Below are 16,903 nucleotides of genomic sequence, written 5' to 3'. Positions count from 1 at the left end.
TTTGTTAAATAGTTTTCTTTCTTTTTTGAATTTGCTACAATATATTTTATCCCGTATTAATGCAGCGAGATACATTTCGACAATTGAATACATACTTTAAAGAAGGTGACATGATTGGAACAATCAGCACATGAAGTAGCAAATTGGCAATATTATTTTGCAATTGCCGTATTTTTAATCACGTACGGATTTATTATTTCTGAGAAATTGAATCGTGCTGTAATCGCACTATTCGGTGCTGCTATTATGATTATTTTTGGAGTTGTAGATTTACATACTGCTTTCACATCACATATTCAATGGGAAACAATCACCCTTTTAATTGGGATGATGATTCTCGTACATATTACGAGTCAATCAGGCGTATTTGAATTTGTGGCCATTAAAGCGGCAAAAGCAGCTGGCGGAAAACCAATCCGCATTTTATTATTACTATCCCTATTAACTGCTGTAGGATCAGCATTTTTGGACAACGTAACGACCGTTTTATTAATCGTACCTGTTACACTGTCCATTACACGTATTTTAAAAGTAAACCCTGTCCCTTATTTGATTTCAGAAGTGCTATTTTCAAATATAGGCGGAACAGCAACATTAATCGGTGACCCCCCTAACATTATGATTGGATCAGCAAACAAACATTTAGACTTTAATGCCTTTTTACTGAACTTAGCTCCAATCGTAATCATTATCTCTATCGTTACACTTGGTATTATTTACTTTATGTATCGTAACAAACTAAAAACAACACCTGAGCAAATTAAAATATTAATGGCATTGAACGAAAAAGATTATATTAAAGATCAAAGCCTCCTTTTAAAATCCATTTCAATTTTAGGACTAACTATTTTAGGCTTTGTACTTCATTCTATAATTCATGTAGACGCTGCCGTTATCGCGATGACAGGCGCTACACTTCTTATGCTAATTGGCGTAAAAGAACATGATATTGAAGATGTATTTGCCCACGTTGAATGGGTAACCATTTTCTTCTTCGCCGGGCTATTCGTTCTCGTTGGCGGGTTAATTGATATCGGACTTATTTCTTCACTCGCAAAAGAAGTACTCGACGTAACAAATGGCGATATCGGTTTCGCTGCGATACTTATCTTGTGGGTATCAGGCATCGCATCTGCGACAATTGACAATATCCCCTTTGTCGCAACGATGATCCCGCTTATTCAAGATTTAGCTACAGGAATCGGATTATCTGTCGACTCTCCGCAAATCGAAGTACTATGGTGGGCGTTATCACTTGGAGCTTGCTTAGGAGGAAACGGAACATTAATCGGAGCATCCGCAAACGTAGTCGTTGCTGGTATTGCAAAACGTGAAGGACATGCTTTCTCGTATATGGACTTCTTAAAAATTGGTTTACCGTTAACAATTATTGCGCTATTGTTATCACATGCTTACATATATTTACGTTATTTAATGTAAAAGTTGTAGTGCGTGAAATTATATCGACGATTTTTAAAATATATCGATCGTTTCTTCGAATATATCAACGATTTTCTAAGTATATCGACGATTCGACAGAGAATATCGATTTACCGACAAATAACGACAACGAAAAAGGTATGCAACTCTAAATTGCATACCTTTTTTTCGTTCACCAAAATATACCGATAATTGCTAACCCACCTAATATCATACCACCAATTTGTCCAACGATTGCTGGCGATAATTGAACACCTTTTCTTACTTCAACAACCGGTCTTTCGTGCCTTAGTTGCTGCACTTCACTTTGCAGTTGATGTACACTTCCGTGTAATTCTTTAATTAGTTCCTTTAATTCAGCGACTTCTTCATTTACTGGTTTTGCTTTTTCTAAATTCATTTTGCATGACTCCTTTTTCTCTAATCGACACATTGTAAAAATTCTCCAACAAGTACTCTTTTTCCTTTCTTCACAGTCTCATTTCTAAATTATTCATATAATTGATTTAAGAATGCGATTTAGAAAAAAGCTTAAATTTATAACTATACCTCTTTATAAATCTGAATTTTCAGTTATAATTAATTACACAATTACATTTTATACCAATTCATTAAAAGGGAGGAATTCTAGTTGACTATTCTATCTATCAATAATTTATCCAAAAGTTACAAACATAAAAAAATATTAGATGGCATTAACCTCACCATCAACTCCCCAGGAATTTGGGCTTTAGTTGGTCCTAACGGTGTTGGTAAAACTACTTTTTTAAATGTAGTTACCAACCTTTTGCCAGCTACATCTGGAAATATTGAATTGATCGGGAAATCTAACAAAGATGTTTCTGTGTTTACAGACGTTTCTTTTTTACAGGACAATTCTGTACTATATGACTATTTAAATGGCTACGACCATCTTACATTCATTTGTGATGTGCAAAAACTTTCAAAAGAACGCATGAATGAAGTTGTAAAATATGTAGGAATGGAAAGTTATGCGAAGAGGAAAGTTAAAGATTACTCCTTAGGTATGAAACAACACCTTCTCTTAGCTATGGCAATCTTAAACAAACCAAAGCTTATGTTCCTTGATGAACCTCTGAATGGTTTGGATCCAACTAGTGCGATACTAATGAGGAATATTTTATTACGCTTAGTAGAAGAAGGTACAACAATCATTCTTTCTTCTCATAATTTATCAGAAATTGACCGTGTTACAAAGAAGATTCTTTTTTTAAAAGACGGTAAATTAATAGAAGAGGATATGAGAAAGTACGAAAAAATTTATTATCACTTCTTATTTTCAAATTTAAAACATGCACAACACGTTTTATTACAAGAAAACGTACAAGCAGCGTTAACTAAGAAAGGCCTTCGAATCCAATTAGAGCACCACACCATCCAAGACCTTATTAATCTATTTTATTCTCATAACATTAATATTATTGATATTCAAAAAGAAGTTATCGGTTCTGAAAAAAGATATGAAGAAGTATTTAATGTATGTGGTGATACGACATGAAAATATTTCTATTCCAACTAAAAAAAATGCTCTACTCTAATATTCTCTTTACTTTAATCATTGCTACTATGCTAATCATCTGCGGGTTATTTCTTCATAATACGTTTAAACAAGAAGTAGTCAAAATAAACAAAATTGAATTATTTTCTAAATATGAAACAGAAGTTTCTAATCAAGTTACAGGAGATAAAGAGACATTAAAAAAAGGACCTAATGCAAAAATTGAATCTCGATTAGAGATTGGACTTCCGCTATTAAAAAATTTAAATCAACTTATACAAGAAGTAAAAGAAAACAAGTGGAAAAATGAATTACAGACTGAAATGAAAGTGTATGAATTAGCTATGCGCTTTGAACAAGTAGAAGGAGGTTTCTCAGCCAGCGAAAAAGATATGAAAAAAGCAATTCAACTGAATGAAAACTTATTACAACAAGGTTTGCCAAAAGAAGACCTTGACCTTTCCATTCAACCATCTCCATTTATGAAAAAAGTAATTTCACTACTACTCAATGCCCCAGGATTTCTTATTTTACTACTCTTACTAGGTACAGTCATTACAAAAGAATTTGAAGACCATACGATTAAGCTAGCCTATACTTTACCTATTTCTCGTACTCACTATATCTTAATAAAATTTTTCAGTTTACTTGTTGTTAGTCTCCTATGGATTTTACTAGTATTTTCACTGTCTTATATACTACCAATAATATTCGGAAAATCTACCGGTAATATTTTTAATTACCCGCTTTTCACAAAAACAGAAACTATTATTAGTTCAGGTACATACTTAAAAACAGCTCTCACTTACAGTCTATGTTATTCCACTGTAGCCATTTCCTTATTAGTGCTCATTGGATTTTGGATAAGAAATACTCTTGTTACATATTTAATTCTCACTTTTATTTTGAGCAGTGGTTTCATTTTATCAAAAATCGGCTTTAATCCGTTTCTATCTCCCCTTTCCTATCAACAAATAGATCACGTCATTTTAGATAATAATGGATATTATCCATTAGGTGCAGTGGTGTTAATTGGAAGTACATTTTTGCTCTTACTATGTGCCATATGCATGAATCGAAAGCGGGGTGTGTAATATGAAACAACTCTTCCAATTTGAATTCAAAAAATATTTCAAGAAAAAAACAACATGGATTGCAGTACTAACCTCTATTTTTTTCATTAGCAGTTTATATTTCTTGAATTATTCTGTCGCGGAAGATATCCAGCGCGGGCATTTATCATTTGCACAAAATGGTGTTAACATTTCGCAACAGGTTTTAAAAGAGCTAGAATTACAAAAGATTGAAGCTGAACAGAATGGCGATATTGAAAAAATCACAGAAAATAAATTAGCTATTCAAGAATCTCAGCAATCTCTTTCAAAGAAGAACAAATGGATTACGAACTATTCTCAAGGTCATTGGCAAGACATATATGAAGAAAATATAAATCATTTACAATTTATGTTTAAGAGCTCAAAAGGCTCTAACTCTTTCCCTCACGCAATTGAGAAACAATATATTTCCTTATTTACAGCACGGGCAACGTTGGAAGAATTATTATTACTGAAAAAAAATAAAGCTGAACCATTCATTCAACATACCATTTATACACCCTATCTATTTACAATTTACGATCAATTTACAGGTAGTGCCTTAGAATATTGGAAAAAGAGCACTATGCGTTATGGCACAACTGGCTCTTTATTTTTATACCAAATAATCCAGTACTACTATATACCGATACTCATTTTATTGGGATGCTTTATTTTTGGAAACAATATCTCTTCTGAAATGAATAATAAGAAGCGTGGTTTGCACTTTTACTATACTTTGCCTATTGAACGAAAATCATTATTTATAACAAAGTATTTTAGTGGATTCCTTTCTACACTTGTTTTCGTTTTACTAATGCTACTCATTCCCTTGTTATGTAGCTATTTCACGAAAGGAATAGGAAATTTTGATTATCCAGTCCTTGTATACGAAGGATCAGAGCCTAATCCATTTGGCAGTGAGTATAATAGTTTAAATCCCATTAAAGATCAATTTCACTTTATCACTTTGAAAAATTACTTCGGACAAGTATTAATACTAACTGTTGTACTCACATTTTTTCTATATTCCTTTTACTATATTTCATCGCTTTTACTAAAAAGCCTAAGTATTACAACGTCTCTTGTAGGTATTATAACTTTTATCGGAATGAAAAGTTTCTCTTCTCCTTACGATCCATTTACTTACGTGAATATTCACAGTGTTCTAACTGGCGAAACAGCGACTTTAGTTTTTAATCCTTCTATTAATCTTTCAAATGGGATTATGTTAACATTTTTCTTAGGCTGTACTCTTTTATTCGCAGGATACAAACTATTCAAAAGAACATATAATTAGAACTAAAAATAAAAAGGAAAACTAGTACCTACCTAGTTTTCCTTTCTATTCAATTATTCATAGTATGAATAATTAACTTGTTACCATTACTTTTATTTTTGCAGCCCTATCCATTCATCCCTTAATATCCCCATAATGATACGATCAAAACACTTCCCATCTCTTTGCACCGCTTCTCTCATACAGCCTTCTATCTGAAAACCCATTTTTTTATACAACTCAATAGCAGCTTTATTATAAGAAATAACATCCAGACCGACGCGGTGCAAATTCAATTCATAGAAAGCATATTTTAAGATAAGATGGATTGCTTCTCTTCCATATCCCTTCCCTCTATCATTTGCATCTCCTATACCAATGGCTAATAAACCCATTCTGTTATTCCACTCTATGCCATGAATTGCAACAAAACCAATTAAGTGATCATCTTGAACTGTCCTTACCATAAAAGAAACACTATTCGATCTTCGTCCCTTTAATAGCCCATCACTCGCTATTTCATGTAACGATTGCGGAAATGCTATATCTGTATCGACGTTTCTTAAATACTCACTATCTTCTTGCCATTTAGCCATTAATTCAGCGTCTGCTTCTCTCATAGCTGATAATTTAATCGTTTTATTTCGAAAAAGATTCATTGTCATTTCAAACTCCCCCTTTATTAAATAACGGGGATACTTATTTCAGCCTATTTATCCCCTTGTTCCATAAACTGTTTTTTAAATGGGATACTTACAATAAGCGCTAACATTGGCACATCTCCTCTGCATTAAATTACATTCATTGTATAATTTTTTATTTATTCTAACAATAAAAAAGACCCTCAAAATTTAGAGGATCTTCCTAACGACGAATCGATATTATTTCGTAAACATTTTCTCTGCTTCATCCATTGCCATTTTGTTACCTAAAGCAGAGTAGTCAACCCATGGTTGGTCATTAATAATGTATACGTGCTTTCCTTTAACAGCTTTTAAGTCTTTCCAAATTGGTGTTTCTTGAAGTTGTTTAAATGCAGCTTTTGCCTTATCGTCTCTATTTACAACAACGAAAATAGCATCTGCATCAAAGTCAGGTAATACTTCTTGTGAAATGACTTCGAAAGGACGATTTCCATCAATTTTCTCTACACCATTTGCAGGTTGTAATCCTAAGTCTTGGAATAAAATTGGTCCCATCGGTCTTTTCGTACTAAATACACGTAATTCTTTTGCAGTAACACGAATTGCCATTACTTTTTCGTTATTACCTAATTCTTTATCTATTAAACTTTTTACTCGTTTTGATTGCTCTTCGTAATCTTGAATATATGTATCCGCTTCTTTCTCACGGTTTACAAGTTTACCAACTTGTTTTAACTGATCTCTCCACGTACCTTCATCTAAATTGAAAGAATGTGTTTTTGCAATTTTTTCGTATTTCGCTAAATCTTTGCCCGCGTATTTTTCATCCACATAAATGTCAGTTGGCTTCAATTGAAGTAATGCTTCCATATTCGGATCCGTTACAACACCAAGTTTCTTCGTATCTTTCAACTGCTCTTTTGCATGCGGTAAGAAATCTTTTAAATCTCCACCAATAACGGAGCCTACAGGTGTAATTCCTAATGCCAGTAAATTATTCGTTAAATGAATGGACATAGAAGCGATTTTCGGCTCATTACTTTTTTCAGTTTTTTTCGTTGCCTCTTCATTAGATTTCGTTTGACCACATGCTGCTAATACTAAAATACACATCATGCTAAATAAAATAGTAAGTTTCTTTTTCATATGTTCTCCTCTTTGAAGTATTTATTTTGTTTTTGTAAGTAAATAAAGAAAATACGGTGCTCCTAAAGCTGCCACTACTACACCAGCTGGAATAGAATTTGGCTCGAATATAGAACGACCTATCGTATCTGCTAGTACTAAAACAATCATTCCGATAATGCCAGCTAGTGGAAGGAAATGTTGATACGTAGTACCTACTAACTTTCTTGCAATATGCGGAGCAACTAAACCGATAAAACCAATCCCTCCTGCCATCGATACACTCGCGCAAGATAATCCAACCGCTGTAGCTAAAAGGAGTAACCGTTCTTTTTGAACAGAAACACCAAGTCCCGCTGCCACACTATCACCTAGTGACAATGCATTTAACGTTTTAGATTTTAGCCATGCATACGGGGTTAGTATGCAAATCCAAGGTAATAATGCTAGGACATGAATCCAATCCCTTCCCCACACGTTACCAACTAACCATCTAGAAGCGAATGTATACGTCTCATCATTTAACTTGAGGGAGAAAAATAACGAAATCGCACTAAAGCCAGCTGAAACAGCAATACCAACGAGAATAAGTCTAATAGGAAGTAAACCTTTTGATCGATCACTCGCAAGTATAATAATTAAAAATGCAGCTAGTATTCCCCCACCAAATGTAAATAACGGTATTAAAATCGATGCATTCTCATTAATAGAATGAAAGAAAGTAACGAATATAATTAGCCCGAAAGATGCACCTGAATGTAATCCTAAAATACCAGGGTCTGCAAGTGCATTACGTGATAATCCTTGTAAAATCGCACCGGAAATCCCAAGGCCAATACCAGCTAACATGGTGATTATAATTCTTGGCATACGATAATCGTATAGCACTGTTGCGCTCTCAAAATCACCATAACCGAAAAGTGTTTGAATTACTTTAAGTGGCGCTATGCTCAGTGTCCCTGTATTTAAACTAATTAAAATGACAGCGATACTAATACAACCAAAAATTGTAGTTACAGTAATAGCTCTCTTTTTATCTGTGTTCAAAAGATCCTTCACTTATAGCTCCCTCCCAACTTTACGTGCTATATAGAGGAAGATCGGAACTCCAACAAGAGCTACCATAATCCCTATCGCAAGTTCTTTAGGAGGATTTACTGTTCTTGCTCCTAAATCAGCTAAAACTAATAACATAGCTCCTAATAATGCTGACATAGGAATAATAAGCCGATAATTAACACCTACTAATTTTCTAGCGATGTGCGGAATAACAAGTCCTACAAATCCAATGGAACCAACAGCTGAAACAGATACACCGGCAAGAATGACTACTATAATCATCCCTAGTATTCTCGTTCGGTTCGTTTTTACTCCTAGATTCGTAGCGACGTCATCCCCCATTGATATGAGTGAAATAGACCGCCCTATCACTGTAGCAAAAAGAATTGTTATGAGAATAATAGGAACTAGAAATTTCAAGTGTTCCCACTTAACGCCTGCAACACCACCAGCGTACCAAAAAGCTAAATCTTGACTTAAGTCATAATAAATCGCGACACCTGAACTTAACGAATGCAAAAGTGCGGCCATAACTGCCCCTGCAATCGTTAACCTCATTGGCGTTAATCCGCCTGATGTTGCTGATCCGATAATAAAAATGAGTACTGTACTTAAAACCGCTCCAATAAAGGAAACAATCATTAAATAGGAATACGGCATATGCGGGAAAAAGGCAAAACTAAGTGCTACTACAAACATCGCACCTGCATTTATACCAAGCACACCTGCATCAGCTAAAGGGTTTCGTGTTACCCCTTGCATTACAGCACCAGCGACTGCAAAAGCTGCTCCTACAACTGCTGCGCCAATTACCCTTGGGAGCCTTAATTCATAAATAATTTGGTGCTGCGTTAATTTCGGATTATAATCAAAAACCGCTGCCCATACGGTTTGCAAATGGATATCCTTTGCACCGAATGCAATAGCTAAAAATATAGATCCGATTAAACATAAAATTGTTAAGCTCATGAAACATATGAACTTAATATGTATCCAGCGATTATTGCCAGCATGTACAGCAAACTTATGTAACATGTTTCATTTCATCCTTTATATGCAGTTGTTTTTTATAATTATTTTTAATTTATAATTATTACTGATAATAATTATCATTTTCATTTAGATATTATATCCTCACTTTTTTTAAATAGCAAACTATTTTTTTACTTCGTTAAATATTAAAATACTTATTACAATTCCTTTCTAAAACTTACAAATACATGAAAAATAAACTACTGGCTTATTTTTTAAATTGTAGTATACTTAGTCATTATTTTGAGTTTTCCAACAAAAACATCGAAGGTGACACAATGTTCTATATAAAACAACTACTACACTTCACTTACGAGCAAGCATTATCTTGTTTATTCCCAGTCGTTATTTTCTTAACACTAGCCCTATCAAAAATCATTTCTAGCCCAGGGTTATACCGCTACGATTTCATACTCATCGTATGTCTTCTTATGCAGTGGATTATGTACAAAACTGGACTTGAAACAAAAGACGAACTAAAAGTAATTACTGTTTTTCACCTTATCGGGCTTTTACTAGAAATATATAAAGTACATTTCGGTTCGTGGAGTTATCCGGAAGAGGCGTATTCAAAAATTTTTGGAGTTCCACTTTACAGTGGTTTTATGTATGCAAGTGTCGCCAGTTACATATGCCAAGCGTGGAGAAGATTGCATTTACAAATGCATCATTGGCCAAGGGCTATTTTTGCAATACCTCTAGGAGCAATGATTTACTTTAATTTTTTCACACATCATTTTCTATATGACTTTAGATGGGTATTAACTTTACTATTATTCATCGTTTTCTTTCGGACATTTGTAGAATTTTCATTACGAGGCGTTACATATAAAATGCCACTCGTTCTTTCATTTTTCCTTATCGGGTTCTTCATTTGGATTGCGGAAAACATCGCAACATTTTTCGGAGCATGGCAATATCCAAATCAGCGGGAAGCGTGGAATCTCGTTCACTTAAGTAAAATTAGCTCGTGGTTTTTACTCGTTGTTATTAGCATTATAATTGTTACACAACTCAAACATTTGAAGGAGTCGAAAAAATAATGCTGATTATGTAAAAAAGCCCATCACTCATTAGAGAGTGATGGGCTTTTTTATCTTCCTTATTAAAGGAGTTACACATTATGAGCTACTACTAGCAGAAGAGGTTGCTGCAGATGAAGCGGCAATCGTTGCCATCATAGCTGCCTGTTGTGCTTGTATGAGGACTTCTATCATAGTTTGTAAACCTGTGTTGGTAGCTTTACTTTCCTCACCTTTTTGACTTACGAACAGTTGAATAGCAATAAGAATATTCGCATCTGTATGCCAACGGAATAATTTCTCTCCCTGCAATTTTTCAATCAATGCTTTAATAGCATGAACCTCTTTTTCTCCATCTTCAAGTAACGCTAGTAGCCCGATTGCTGGATAATGCATCTGTTTCACTTTTACCTTTTCTTGTTTTAACAAACTCCAAATGTTGGTACATGTTGCAACTAACATTTCTTCACGGACATCCTTCTTTAGCGAAAGAATATGACTTAAAAATTGAAGATCATTCCCTTTACGCAAACCAGCTTTCGCTAGTTTCTGATAAAGACGTTCTACACGGTCCATAAGTGTTTCTACATTCTCTGATTGTCCTGCTAACAAAACTGCAAGCGGATAATCATTCGTACCTGTAAGAAAAAGATGATCCTCTTTCATACGTTTATATACTTGCATCGAACGCTGAATGTGCGTGCCATGTTGTTCATTTTCTTCTGTTAAAAGCACAGCTGCTGCGAGATAAGTAAATATACTTCGGCTAAAACCACCAGCAACCAATTGTTCGTATAAATCTAAAAACTTCCGAAAAGCTTTCTTATAATCTGTAAAGTGAATATCTAAAGTTGCGGCCACCACAAAGCGATGATAAGACTTCAAGTATGAAAACATCCCTACCTGATTCTTAATATAACTACTAATTTCTAAAAAACGTCCAAGGTCAAACAATTTATCACTACCTGTATACATAGCAGCAATCATCATTCCTGTTCGAGAATCACTCGTTTTCCATTTTAGCTCTCCCTTTAATTGTCCATATGTATGTGTGTATTGCTCCAACTTTTGTTCTAATGTAATCATAGTATTCACCCCTATTTCTAGTTCTTCTCTACTATTATACTTATATACCATATAGATTCCGCAACCTTATTTCTGTATTTTCTTCAATATTTTTCTATTATGTAAAACAAATATAATAACTATACCTACTCTTTAAGCTCAACGACAAAAAGGATAGATAATAAATTATCTATCCTTTTTGTCGTTATATTATTTCACAATACAGGTGTAATTTCGTTTTTTACATGCAATTACAACTAAAGAGCTTTAATAATACGTTCCATCGCCTTCATTTGTCCAATATGATCAGCTTCATGATAAAGCATCATACCGTAAAGCTCCCCTACTGTTTCCAATCCTAGGAATGGCTCTGGCAGTTTATTTTCAAATGCTTCTGTTGGAATTTCGTTAATACGTTTCGCTTGTTCTTTTAATTGAGCCACTAACACTTCCAATGACGGCCCCTCTGTTTTCCATTTAGATGGTCTTGATCCATACCCAAACATACCTGGATATTCAGTTGGTAATTGTTTGAATTCTTTTCCAAACATGAAAACTTCTGCTGCCGTTAACACATGACCGATATGCCAGCGAATTGTATTGTTAAAACCTTCTGGCTGCGTATCCACAGTTTTATCGTCTAGCGTCTCCATAAATTTAAGCAATTCCCCACGCGTTATTTCAAATTGTTTTAAACCAACTAGTCTATTCATTTGATCGTTCCCCTTCTTCATGTACCATTTATTATGAACTAAGAATGTTCAACACATTAAAGTTTTACCTTGTTTAATCTATCAGAAACGATTAAGAAAAACATCTAATATGCTTAGTCAAAATATTTAAAAGGTTCACCCCTAATAAATATAGAATTACTTACTACAAAGTTAGTTTAGTAAATAATAGAGGAGTGTTAATTACATGTTACATGTTTTAAAACAACAATATAATCTTATTAGCTCTACAAGAGAAACTCTATTTTCATTTTTGGAAGAAATCCCACTAGAAAAATTACATAGTACTGTTCCGAATTTCGGTAGCGGTAGCATTATAAAGACACATATTCATGTAGCCGATTGCTATCGGTACTGGCTTGGATCATTCGCATTCAAGCAAAAACGGGCAGATTTTTCATTTGCTAGTGATTATGAAATTGAGCATGCAGATATCACGAAAGTCCGTGCTAGATTTAAGTTAGTAGATAAGACTGTACAACATTTTTTAGATGAATACAATGACCGCTGGCTCGAAAATATAGCAAATGAAGTAAAATGGCAAAAAGAACCTTGGAGTACAACTCCGCTATGGCTTTTAACTCATACAGAGACACATGAGTTTCATCATAAAGGACAAATTGTATCAATGGCTCGTCACCTTGGATACAATCCTCCTGATACAGACCTTATTAGTTGATTACCTAAAAACTTAGAATGAATACAGATCGAGCATGCTTTGAAACCCAATCAAAACATGCTCTTTAAATATGCTATCTTAAATTTTTTATAATATAATCAATACCAAATAGTCTCCGCATAATTATATGCGTCACTATTCGGAATAGCATGTTTCCCTTGCGCCTGTGCCTTTCTTGGATCTAAATCATATACCATTGGCGTATAGCATGATGTTTGCCCTTTATTTACAACACCATTTCCTCCAGTACTCCCGCAAGTGTATGCCTTTCCATCTGTTTTTCTAACAATCCTTGCATCAGCTTCGTTATTATATACTGCTGCACGAGTTACTGTAACTTTTGCCCATGCTGTCTTACACGTTGTGCTAAATTTTAATTCCACATAAGAATTGGAATCGATCCACTTCTTTTCTTTCGTTACTGCTGATTGATCACAACTATTGTAATACGGACTTTTCCCATCATACGAATGATCTTCTGCATATGCTTTATCATTATTCGTCGTACTAAACACACTAGTTAAAACGAGAAAAGATAGGCAAAAACATGCGCTCAGCTTTTTTAAAAGTTTCATAGCACTCCGCTCCTTTTTAATAGCGTCCAGTTTTCCCGTAACCGTTATTAATTGTAACGGCTTCAGCATCAGCTGTATAACCAAAATCCGCAGTTAAATCAAATACCATTCCTGTATACGTACTCGTTTGACCTGTTTTAATTGCTCCATTACCATTATTAGAATCTACTGATTTTTGGAATACACCGTTTTTATATTTATTAATAACAGCGTAAGCATATATCCCTCCAGAAACGGAAGGTGCTGGTTGATCTAAAACAAGCTTAGACCATGCTGCGTGACATTTATTACTGTAACGTAAATACACTGTCCCTACTTTTTTACTACCCTCATACACCGCTGTAGACTTTGCATTAAATCCATCTGCATCACACGTTGTACTGCCTCCGTATACTTTTGTTGTAGCCGGATTTTTTCCGTCATAGTAACTACTTAAATCAGTAGCTGCAAATGTACTTCCTTGAAAACTAAATAATACACCTATACTTGCCACACTTAATACACATACTTTCATTAACTTTTTAAACATTTTCAATCTCCTCCCTCAAAATAAGTACGTATAATAAAGACAATCTCCCCCTATGTACGCCCCTCCTTTCATACTTCCTAGAGGCATCTTACAGAAACGAATAAACGTTGTAAATTTCCTTATGAGTATTGGAATATACGAAGAAATTTACGTATCCGTCTAAGAAAAAAAGTTGAGAAATACACATTTTATAGCATCCTTTATTTAAAACATAAAAGAACCGATACTTGTTACATGCAAGCATCGGTTCTTTATACAAAAGTGCCATTTTTTCTTTTATATAAAATAAATATTTCTCCACTTAATCCGTTGTAAAAAACTCCCTCGTTACATCAATAAATTGTTGTAGCGGCGCTGTCATCCATTTATCTTTATGCCAAGCAATTTGTGTATAAATCGGTGAGATTGCATTTTCTACATGTAACTCTTTTATCGTCCCTTCTCTTATATCTTTTTCTACTACTATCGCTGGTAAAACCGCTATACCTAAATCTGCAATAACACATTGCTTAATTGCCTCAACACTAACGAACTCAATTTTATTTGCTGGATACACATCTTCTGTACGAAATAGCTCTTCAAATAAAGTTCGATACGAGCAACCAAGCTCCGTTAGTAAAAGTGTCTCACTTTCTAAATCTTTTGTAGTAATGGAAGGTTGTTCAAGTAAACGATACCCTGAAGCAGCTACTACTTTTAATTCTTCTTTCATAAGCGGCTCCACATGTAAAGCATCTTCTGTTTTACATTCGTCCAAAATAAAGGCAAGATCGACTTTTCCCTCCATCAATTGTTCCTTCGCATCTTTATTGGAATGCGCCGGTTTAAATATAAGCTTTATTTGAGGAAATTGTGCTTTAAACCTCTTTAATATAGAAGGAAGTCTATATGTACATTGACTTTCCTGCGCACCGATTATTAACGTACCTGCTATTTCCTCATCATCTTTCACAGCCATTTTTGCTTCGTTACTGAGTGCAATCATCTTGTCGGCATATAGTTGAAACTTCCTACCTGCTTCCGTTAAGAAAAGACGTTTTCCTAATCTTTCAAATAACGGCGTACCTAGCTCAGCTTCTAACGTTTTAATTTGTGCCGTTACGCTCGATTGAGCAAAGTTTAATTTCTTCGCAGTTTGCGTAAAATTCAAAGTATCCGCCGCTACTTTAAATGTAATTAATTGCTTTATCTCCATTTATCATCCCTCTTTTCAATCGATATTTCCGATTGATTTTATCGAAATAATCCTCTTTGTCTATCGATATTTGTATTATATGATAAAGAGCATCGACAAACAATAAAAATGGAGGTATTCCATATGAAAGCACTTTGTTTCGAACAGTTCGGAAATCCGGATGTACTACAATATAAAGAACTAAATGATCCAATCATAAATCCAAATGAAATTCTTGTCCGCACGAAAGCAATCGGTTTAAATTTTGCCGATATTTATAGACGCCGCGGCGATTATCATCTCGCTGGCAACCCGCCATATGTATTAGGTTATGAAGGGGCTGGCATTGTTGAACAAGTAGGAGCTGATGTTACGAATATTAATCCTGGAGACCGTATCGCATTTGCTGATGTACCATTTGCAAATGCAGAACTAGTTGCCGTTCCATCTGCGAAAGCAATTATACTTCCAGATTCTATTTCTTTTGAAACAGCAGCTTCTGTCTTATTACAAGGATTAACAGCACATTATTTAACGAAAGATAGCTATGAAATAAAACAAGGTGATATAGCTTTAGTACATGCCGCAGCTGGAGGTGTTGGGCAACTTCTCGTTCAAATAATTAAACTACTAGGCGGAAAAGTAATCGGCCTCACTTCATCAAAAGAAAAAGCACAAATAGCTACATTAGCTGGTGCTGATCACGTATTTTTATATACGGAAGCATGGCCTGCGAAAGTACTTGAAATAACAAACGGTGATGGAGTAAATGTTGTATATGAATCAGTAGGTTCTACATTAGAGGAAAGTTTTAGCGCTACTAAAACTGGTGGCACTGTCGTATTTTACGGAATGGCCGGTGGTAATCCAGCATCCGTTAATCCTCGTATGCTTATGGATACTTCGAAAACTTTAACTGGCGGAGACCTTTGGAACGTGCTTACATCTTATGAAGAGAGAAAAGAACGCTCCTCTCAATTATTCAAATGGATTGCGACCGAAAAATTAAAGATCACAAGTTCTACTACATTCTCTTTACAAGATGGTGCCCGTGCTCATGAATTATTAGAGAGCAGAAAAAGTACTGGGAAGATTTTATTGATCCCATAATTAACAACATAAAAAGGAAGCTAAATTTCTCTACCTTCCTTTTCTTATTTTTATATTTCCACACTTGCTTTCCCTTTTGCAACATAACTCATATCTCCAACAGACTCGACTGTGTATGTTCCGTCTTGATATACAATCTTCGTCACACTAGCATTTTCCACTCCAAGTTTTGTTTTGCTACTGTCTAGCATTTCAATTAATGCAGTAATCAAAAGCCCATGAACGACAACTAAAACGTTACCGCCACCATTTGCAGCAGCTTCTTCACTAATCTTATCAATCTCTGCTTTTATACGAGTAGAAAATAATTCCCAATCTTCCGCCTGTTTCGTAGGGTCTGCTGCTCTAATCAGATTAATCACTTCTTGAATAGAAAACTTCATAAGTTCTTCTGGCGATGCAACGCCCGCAGCTTTTCCAACTACATCCCACATATTTTCAAGTTTTTCACCTTCAAAAATACCAAAATTTAATTCTCGTAAATTTTTTCTTTTCTCAAGTTTTAACTTTGATTGCTCACTATATTTTAATACTAAATTAGCAGTTTCAATCGCTCGGCCACTATCACTACTATATGCACTCATAAAATGAACATCTTTTAATCCCGTTCCTAAATTAGAGGCAACTTCCACCCCTTTCTCTACTAATGGAGAGTCTGCCCAACCTTGCGCGCGATGATTCGTATTTAATATTGTTTTACCGTGTCTCGTAACATATAACGTAACTACATTCTCATTGCTATCTATATCTCGATTCTTCATTCTTTTCTCTCCCTTTACATTTCTATATCAATTTTACCATCTTAATTATTCATTGAGCAAAATAT

At 34.6% G+C, this 16,903-nt stretch carries 18 protein-coding genes; 7 read left to right on the top strand and 11 right to left on the bottom strand.

Features of this window, described 5'->3' with window-relative positions:
* Positions 1–114: 114 nt before the first annotated feature.
* The gene (locus DM800_RS03820; RefSeq protein WP_147786447.1) at positions 115–1,440 is read left to right on the top strand and encodes an ArsB/NhaD family transporter; all 1,326 of its coding nucleotides are present in this window, start codon (positions 115–117) and stop codon (positions 1,438–1,440) included.
* 172 nt (positions 1,441–1,612) lie between these two features.
* Here the strand turns inward: DM800_RS03820 and DM800_RS03815 are convergent, their stop codons facing one another.
* Complete coding sequence (locus DM800_RS03815) at positions 1,613–1,840, bottom strand: coiled-coil domain-containing protein (protein ID WP_001047302.1); 228 nt, start codon at positions 1,838–1,840, stop codon at positions 1,613–1,615.
* 231 nt (positions 1,841–2,071) lie between these two features.
* Here DM800_RS03815 and DM800_RS03810 point away from each other — a divergent pair, with 231 nt between their 5' ends.
* The 3 genes from DM800_RS03810 to DM800_RS29075 are packed head-to-tail and all read left to right on the top strand — an operon-like array spanning position 2,072 to position 5,353.
* Positions 2,072–2,959, top strand: coding sequence for an ABC transporter ATP-binding protein (locus DM800_RS03810; protein ID WP_147786446.1), 888 nt, complete (start codon positions 2,072–2,074; stop codon positions 2,957–2,959).
* Positions 2,956–4,053, top strand: a complete 1,098-nt coding sequence (locus DM800_RS03805) for an ABC transporter permease (protein WP_147786445.1) — start codon at positions 2,956–2,958, stop codon at positions 4,051–4,053. Before DM800_RS03810 ends, DM800_RS03805 begins: the two co-directional genes overlap by 4 nt.
* Before the next feature lies 1 nt (position 4,054).
* Entirely contained in the window at positions 4,055–5,353 is a 1,299-nt protein-coding gene (locus DM800_RS29075) for an ABC transporter permease subunit (protein ID WP_179955663.1), read from the top strand.
* 92 nt (positions 5,354–5,445) lie between these two features.
* On the opposite strand, the gene DM800_RS03800 is transcribed toward DM800_RS29075, so the two are convergent.
* The 4 genes from DM800_RS03800 to DM800_RS03785 form a co-directional block, all read right to left on the bottom strand.
* Entirely contained in the window at positions 5,446–5,997 is a 552-nt protein-coding gene (locus DM800_RS03800) for a GNAT family N-acetyltransferase (RefSeq protein WP_147786444.1), read from the bottom strand.
* 216 nt (positions 5,998–6,213) lie between these two features.
* Complete coding sequence (locus DM800_RS03795; protein WP_147786443.1) at positions 6,214–7,122, bottom strand: iron-hydroxamate ABC transporter substrate-binding protein; 909 nt, start codon at positions 7,120–7,122, stop codon at positions 6,214–6,216.
* Positions 7,123–7,143: 21 nt separating this feature from the next.
* The gene (locus DM800_RS03790; protein ID WP_147786442.1) at positions 7,144–8,160 is read right to left on the bottom strand and encodes a FecCD family ABC transporter permease; all 1,017 of its coding nucleotides are present in this window, start codon (positions 8,158–8,160) and stop codon (positions 7,144–7,146) included.
* Positions 8,161–9,195, bottom strand: coding sequence for a FecCD family ABC transporter permease (locus DM800_RS03785; protein ID WP_147786441.1), 1,035 nt, complete (start codon positions 9,193–9,195; stop codon positions 8,161–8,163).
* 275 nt (positions 9,196–9,470) lie between these two features.
* Between DM800_RS03785 and DM800_RS03780 the strand changes: the two genes are divergently transcribed.
* A complete protein-coding gene (locus tag DM800_RS03780; protein WP_147786440.1) occupies positions 9,471–10,235 on the top strand; it encodes a DUF817 domain-containing protein in 765 nt (254 codons plus the stop codon).
* 78 nt (positions 10,236–10,313) lie between these two features.
* Here DM800_RS03780 and DM800_RS03775 read toward each other — a convergent pair whose 3' ends face one another.
* Together DM800_RS03775 and DM800_RS03770 are read right to left on the bottom strand one after the other, a co-directional pair.
* Positions 10,314–11,351: a DUF4003 domain-containing protein gene (locus DM800_RS03775; RefSeq protein ID WP_098134280.1), complete on the bottom strand. Its 1,038-nt coding sequence runs from the start codon at positions 11,349–11,351 to the stop codon at positions 10,314–10,316.
* Between the two features lie 185 nt (positions 11,352–11,536).
* Positions 11,537–12,013 carry a DinB family protein gene (locus DM800_RS03770; protein ID WP_141555029.1) on the bottom strand — a complete coding sequence of 159 codons (477 nt, stop codon included), beginning with the start codon at positions 12,011–12,013 and terminating at the stop codon, positions 11,537–11,539.
* A gap of 184 nt (positions 12,014–12,197) precedes the next feature.
* On the opposite strand from DM800_RS03770, the gene DM800_RS03765 reads away from it, so the two are divergent.
* Entirely contained in the window at positions 12,198–12,689 is a 492-nt protein-coding gene (locus DM800_RS03765) for a DinB family protein (protein WP_088609590.1), read from the top strand.
* Positions 12,690–12,787: 98 nt separating this feature from the next.
* Here the strand turns inward: DM800_RS03765 and DM800_RS03760 are convergent, their stop codons facing one another.
* From DM800_RS03760 to DM800_RS03745, 3 genes are all read right to left on the bottom strand, one after another.
* Positions 12,788–13,264 carry a DUF2690 domain-containing protein gene (locus DM800_RS03760; RefSeq protein WP_088609591.1) on the bottom strand — a complete coding sequence of 159 codons (477 nt, stop codon included), beginning with the start codon at positions 13,262–13,264 and terminating at the stop codon, positions 12,788–12,790.
* A gap of 16 nt (positions 13,265–13,280) precedes the next feature.
* Positions 13,281–13,793 carry a DUF2690 domain-containing protein gene (locus tag DM800_RS03755; RefSeq protein ID WP_088064110.1) on the bottom strand — a complete coding sequence of 171 codons (513 nt, stop codon included), beginning with the start codon at positions 13,791–13,793 and terminating at the stop codon, positions 13,281–13,283.
* Positions 13,794–14,094: 301 nt separating this feature from the next.
* Positions 14,095–14,988, bottom strand: a complete 894-nt coding sequence (locus DM800_RS03745) for a LysR family transcriptional regulator (RefSeq protein WP_147786439.1) — start codon at positions 14,986–14,988, stop codon at positions 14,095–14,097.
* A gap of 123 nt (positions 14,989–15,111) precedes the next feature.
* Between DM800_RS03745 and DM800_RS03740 the strand changes: the two genes are divergently transcribed.
* Positions 15,112–16,077 (top strand): quinone oxidoreductase family protein, encoded by a 966-nt coding sequence (locus tag DM800_RS03740; protein ID WP_147786438.1) that lies wholly within the window; start codon positions 15,112–15,114, stop codon positions 16,075–16,077.
* A 50-nt stretch (positions 16,078–16,127) separates the two neighbouring features.
* Here DM800_RS03740 and DM800_RS03735 read toward each other — a convergent pair whose 3' ends face one another.
* Positions 16,128–16,838, bottom strand: coding sequence for a histidine phosphatase family protein (locus DM800_RS03735; RefSeq protein WP_088609595.1), 711 nt, complete (start codon positions 16,836–16,838; stop codon positions 16,128–16,130).
* Positions 16,839–16,903 lie beyond the last annotated feature (65 nt).

It is taken from the genome of Bacillus sp. AY18-3 (assembly GCF_008042305.1).
GTDB lineage: Bacteria > Bacillota > Bacilli > Bacillales > Bacillaceae_G > Bacillus_A > Bacillus_A wiedmannii.
Note: the sequence above shows the minus strand (reverse complement) of the source record. Positions and strands in the feature narration are given on the sequence as shown.

What these genes read in the sequence shown, in the direction of transcription:
- DM800_RS03745 (WP_147786439.1), bottom strand. Translation starts at nt 14,988, where the DNA reads ATGGAGATAAAGCAATTAATTACATTTAAAGTAGCGGCGGATACTTTG.
- DM800_RS03760 (WP_088609591.1), bottom strand. Translation starts at nt 13,264, where the DNA reads ATGAAACTTTTAAAAAAGCTGAGCGCATGTTTTTGCCTATCTTTTCTC.
- DM800_RS03775 (WP_098134280.1), bottom strand. Translation starts at nt 11,351, where the DNA reads ATGGTATATAAGTATAATAGTAGAGAAGAACTAGAAATAGGGGTGAAT.
- DM800_RS03755 (WP_088064110.1), bottom strand. Translation starts at nt 13,793, where the DNA reads ATGTTTAAAAAGTTAATGAAAGTATGTGTATTAAGTGTGGCAAGTATA.
- DM800_RS03795 (WP_147786443.1), bottom strand. Translation starts at nt 7,122, where the DNA reads ATGAAAAAGAAACTTACTATTTTATTTAGCATGATGTGTATTTTAGTA.
- DM800_RS03735 (WP_088609595.1), bottom strand. Translation starts at nt 16,838, where the DNA reads ATGAAGAATCGAGATATAGATAGCAATGAGAATGTAGTTACGTTATAT.
- DM800_RS03805 (WP_147786445.1), top strand. Translation starts at nt 2,956, where the DNA reads ATGAAAATATTTCTATTCCAACTAAAAAAAATGCTCTACTCTAATATT.
- DM800_RS03815 (WP_001047302.1), bottom strand. Translation starts at nt 1,840, where the DNA reads ATGAATTTAGAAAAAGCAAAACCAGTAAATGAAGAAGTCGCTGAATTA.
- DM800_RS03800 (WP_147786444.1), bottom strand. Translation starts at nt 5,997, where the DNA reads ATGACAATGAATCTTTTTCGAAATAAAACGATTAAATTATCAGCTATG.
- DM800_RS29075 (WP_179955663.1), top strand. Translation starts at nt 4,055, where the DNA reads ATGAAACAACTCTTCCAATTTGAATTCAAAAAATATTTCAAGAAAAAA.
- DM800_RS03785 (WP_147786441.1), bottom strand. Translation starts at nt 9,195, where the DNA reads ATGTTACATAAGTTTGCTGTACATGCTGGCAATAATCGCTGGATACAT.
- DM800_RS03740 (WP_147786438.1), top strand. Translation starts at nt 15,112, where the DNA reads ATGAAAGCACTTTGTTTCGAACAGTTCGGAAATCCGGATGTACTACAA.
- DM800_RS03770 (WP_141555029.1), bottom strand. Translation starts at nt 12,013, where the DNA reads ATGAAGAAGGGGAACGATCAAATGAATAGACTAGTTGGTTTAAAACAA.
- DM800_RS03780 (WP_147786440.1), top strand. Translation starts at nt 9,471, where the DNA reads ATGTTCTATATAAAACAACTACTACACTTCACTTACGAGCAAGCATTA.
- DM800_RS03765 (WP_088609590.1), top strand. Translation starts at nt 12,198, where the DNA reads ATGTTACATGTTTTAAAACAACAATATAATCTTATTAGCTCTACAAGA.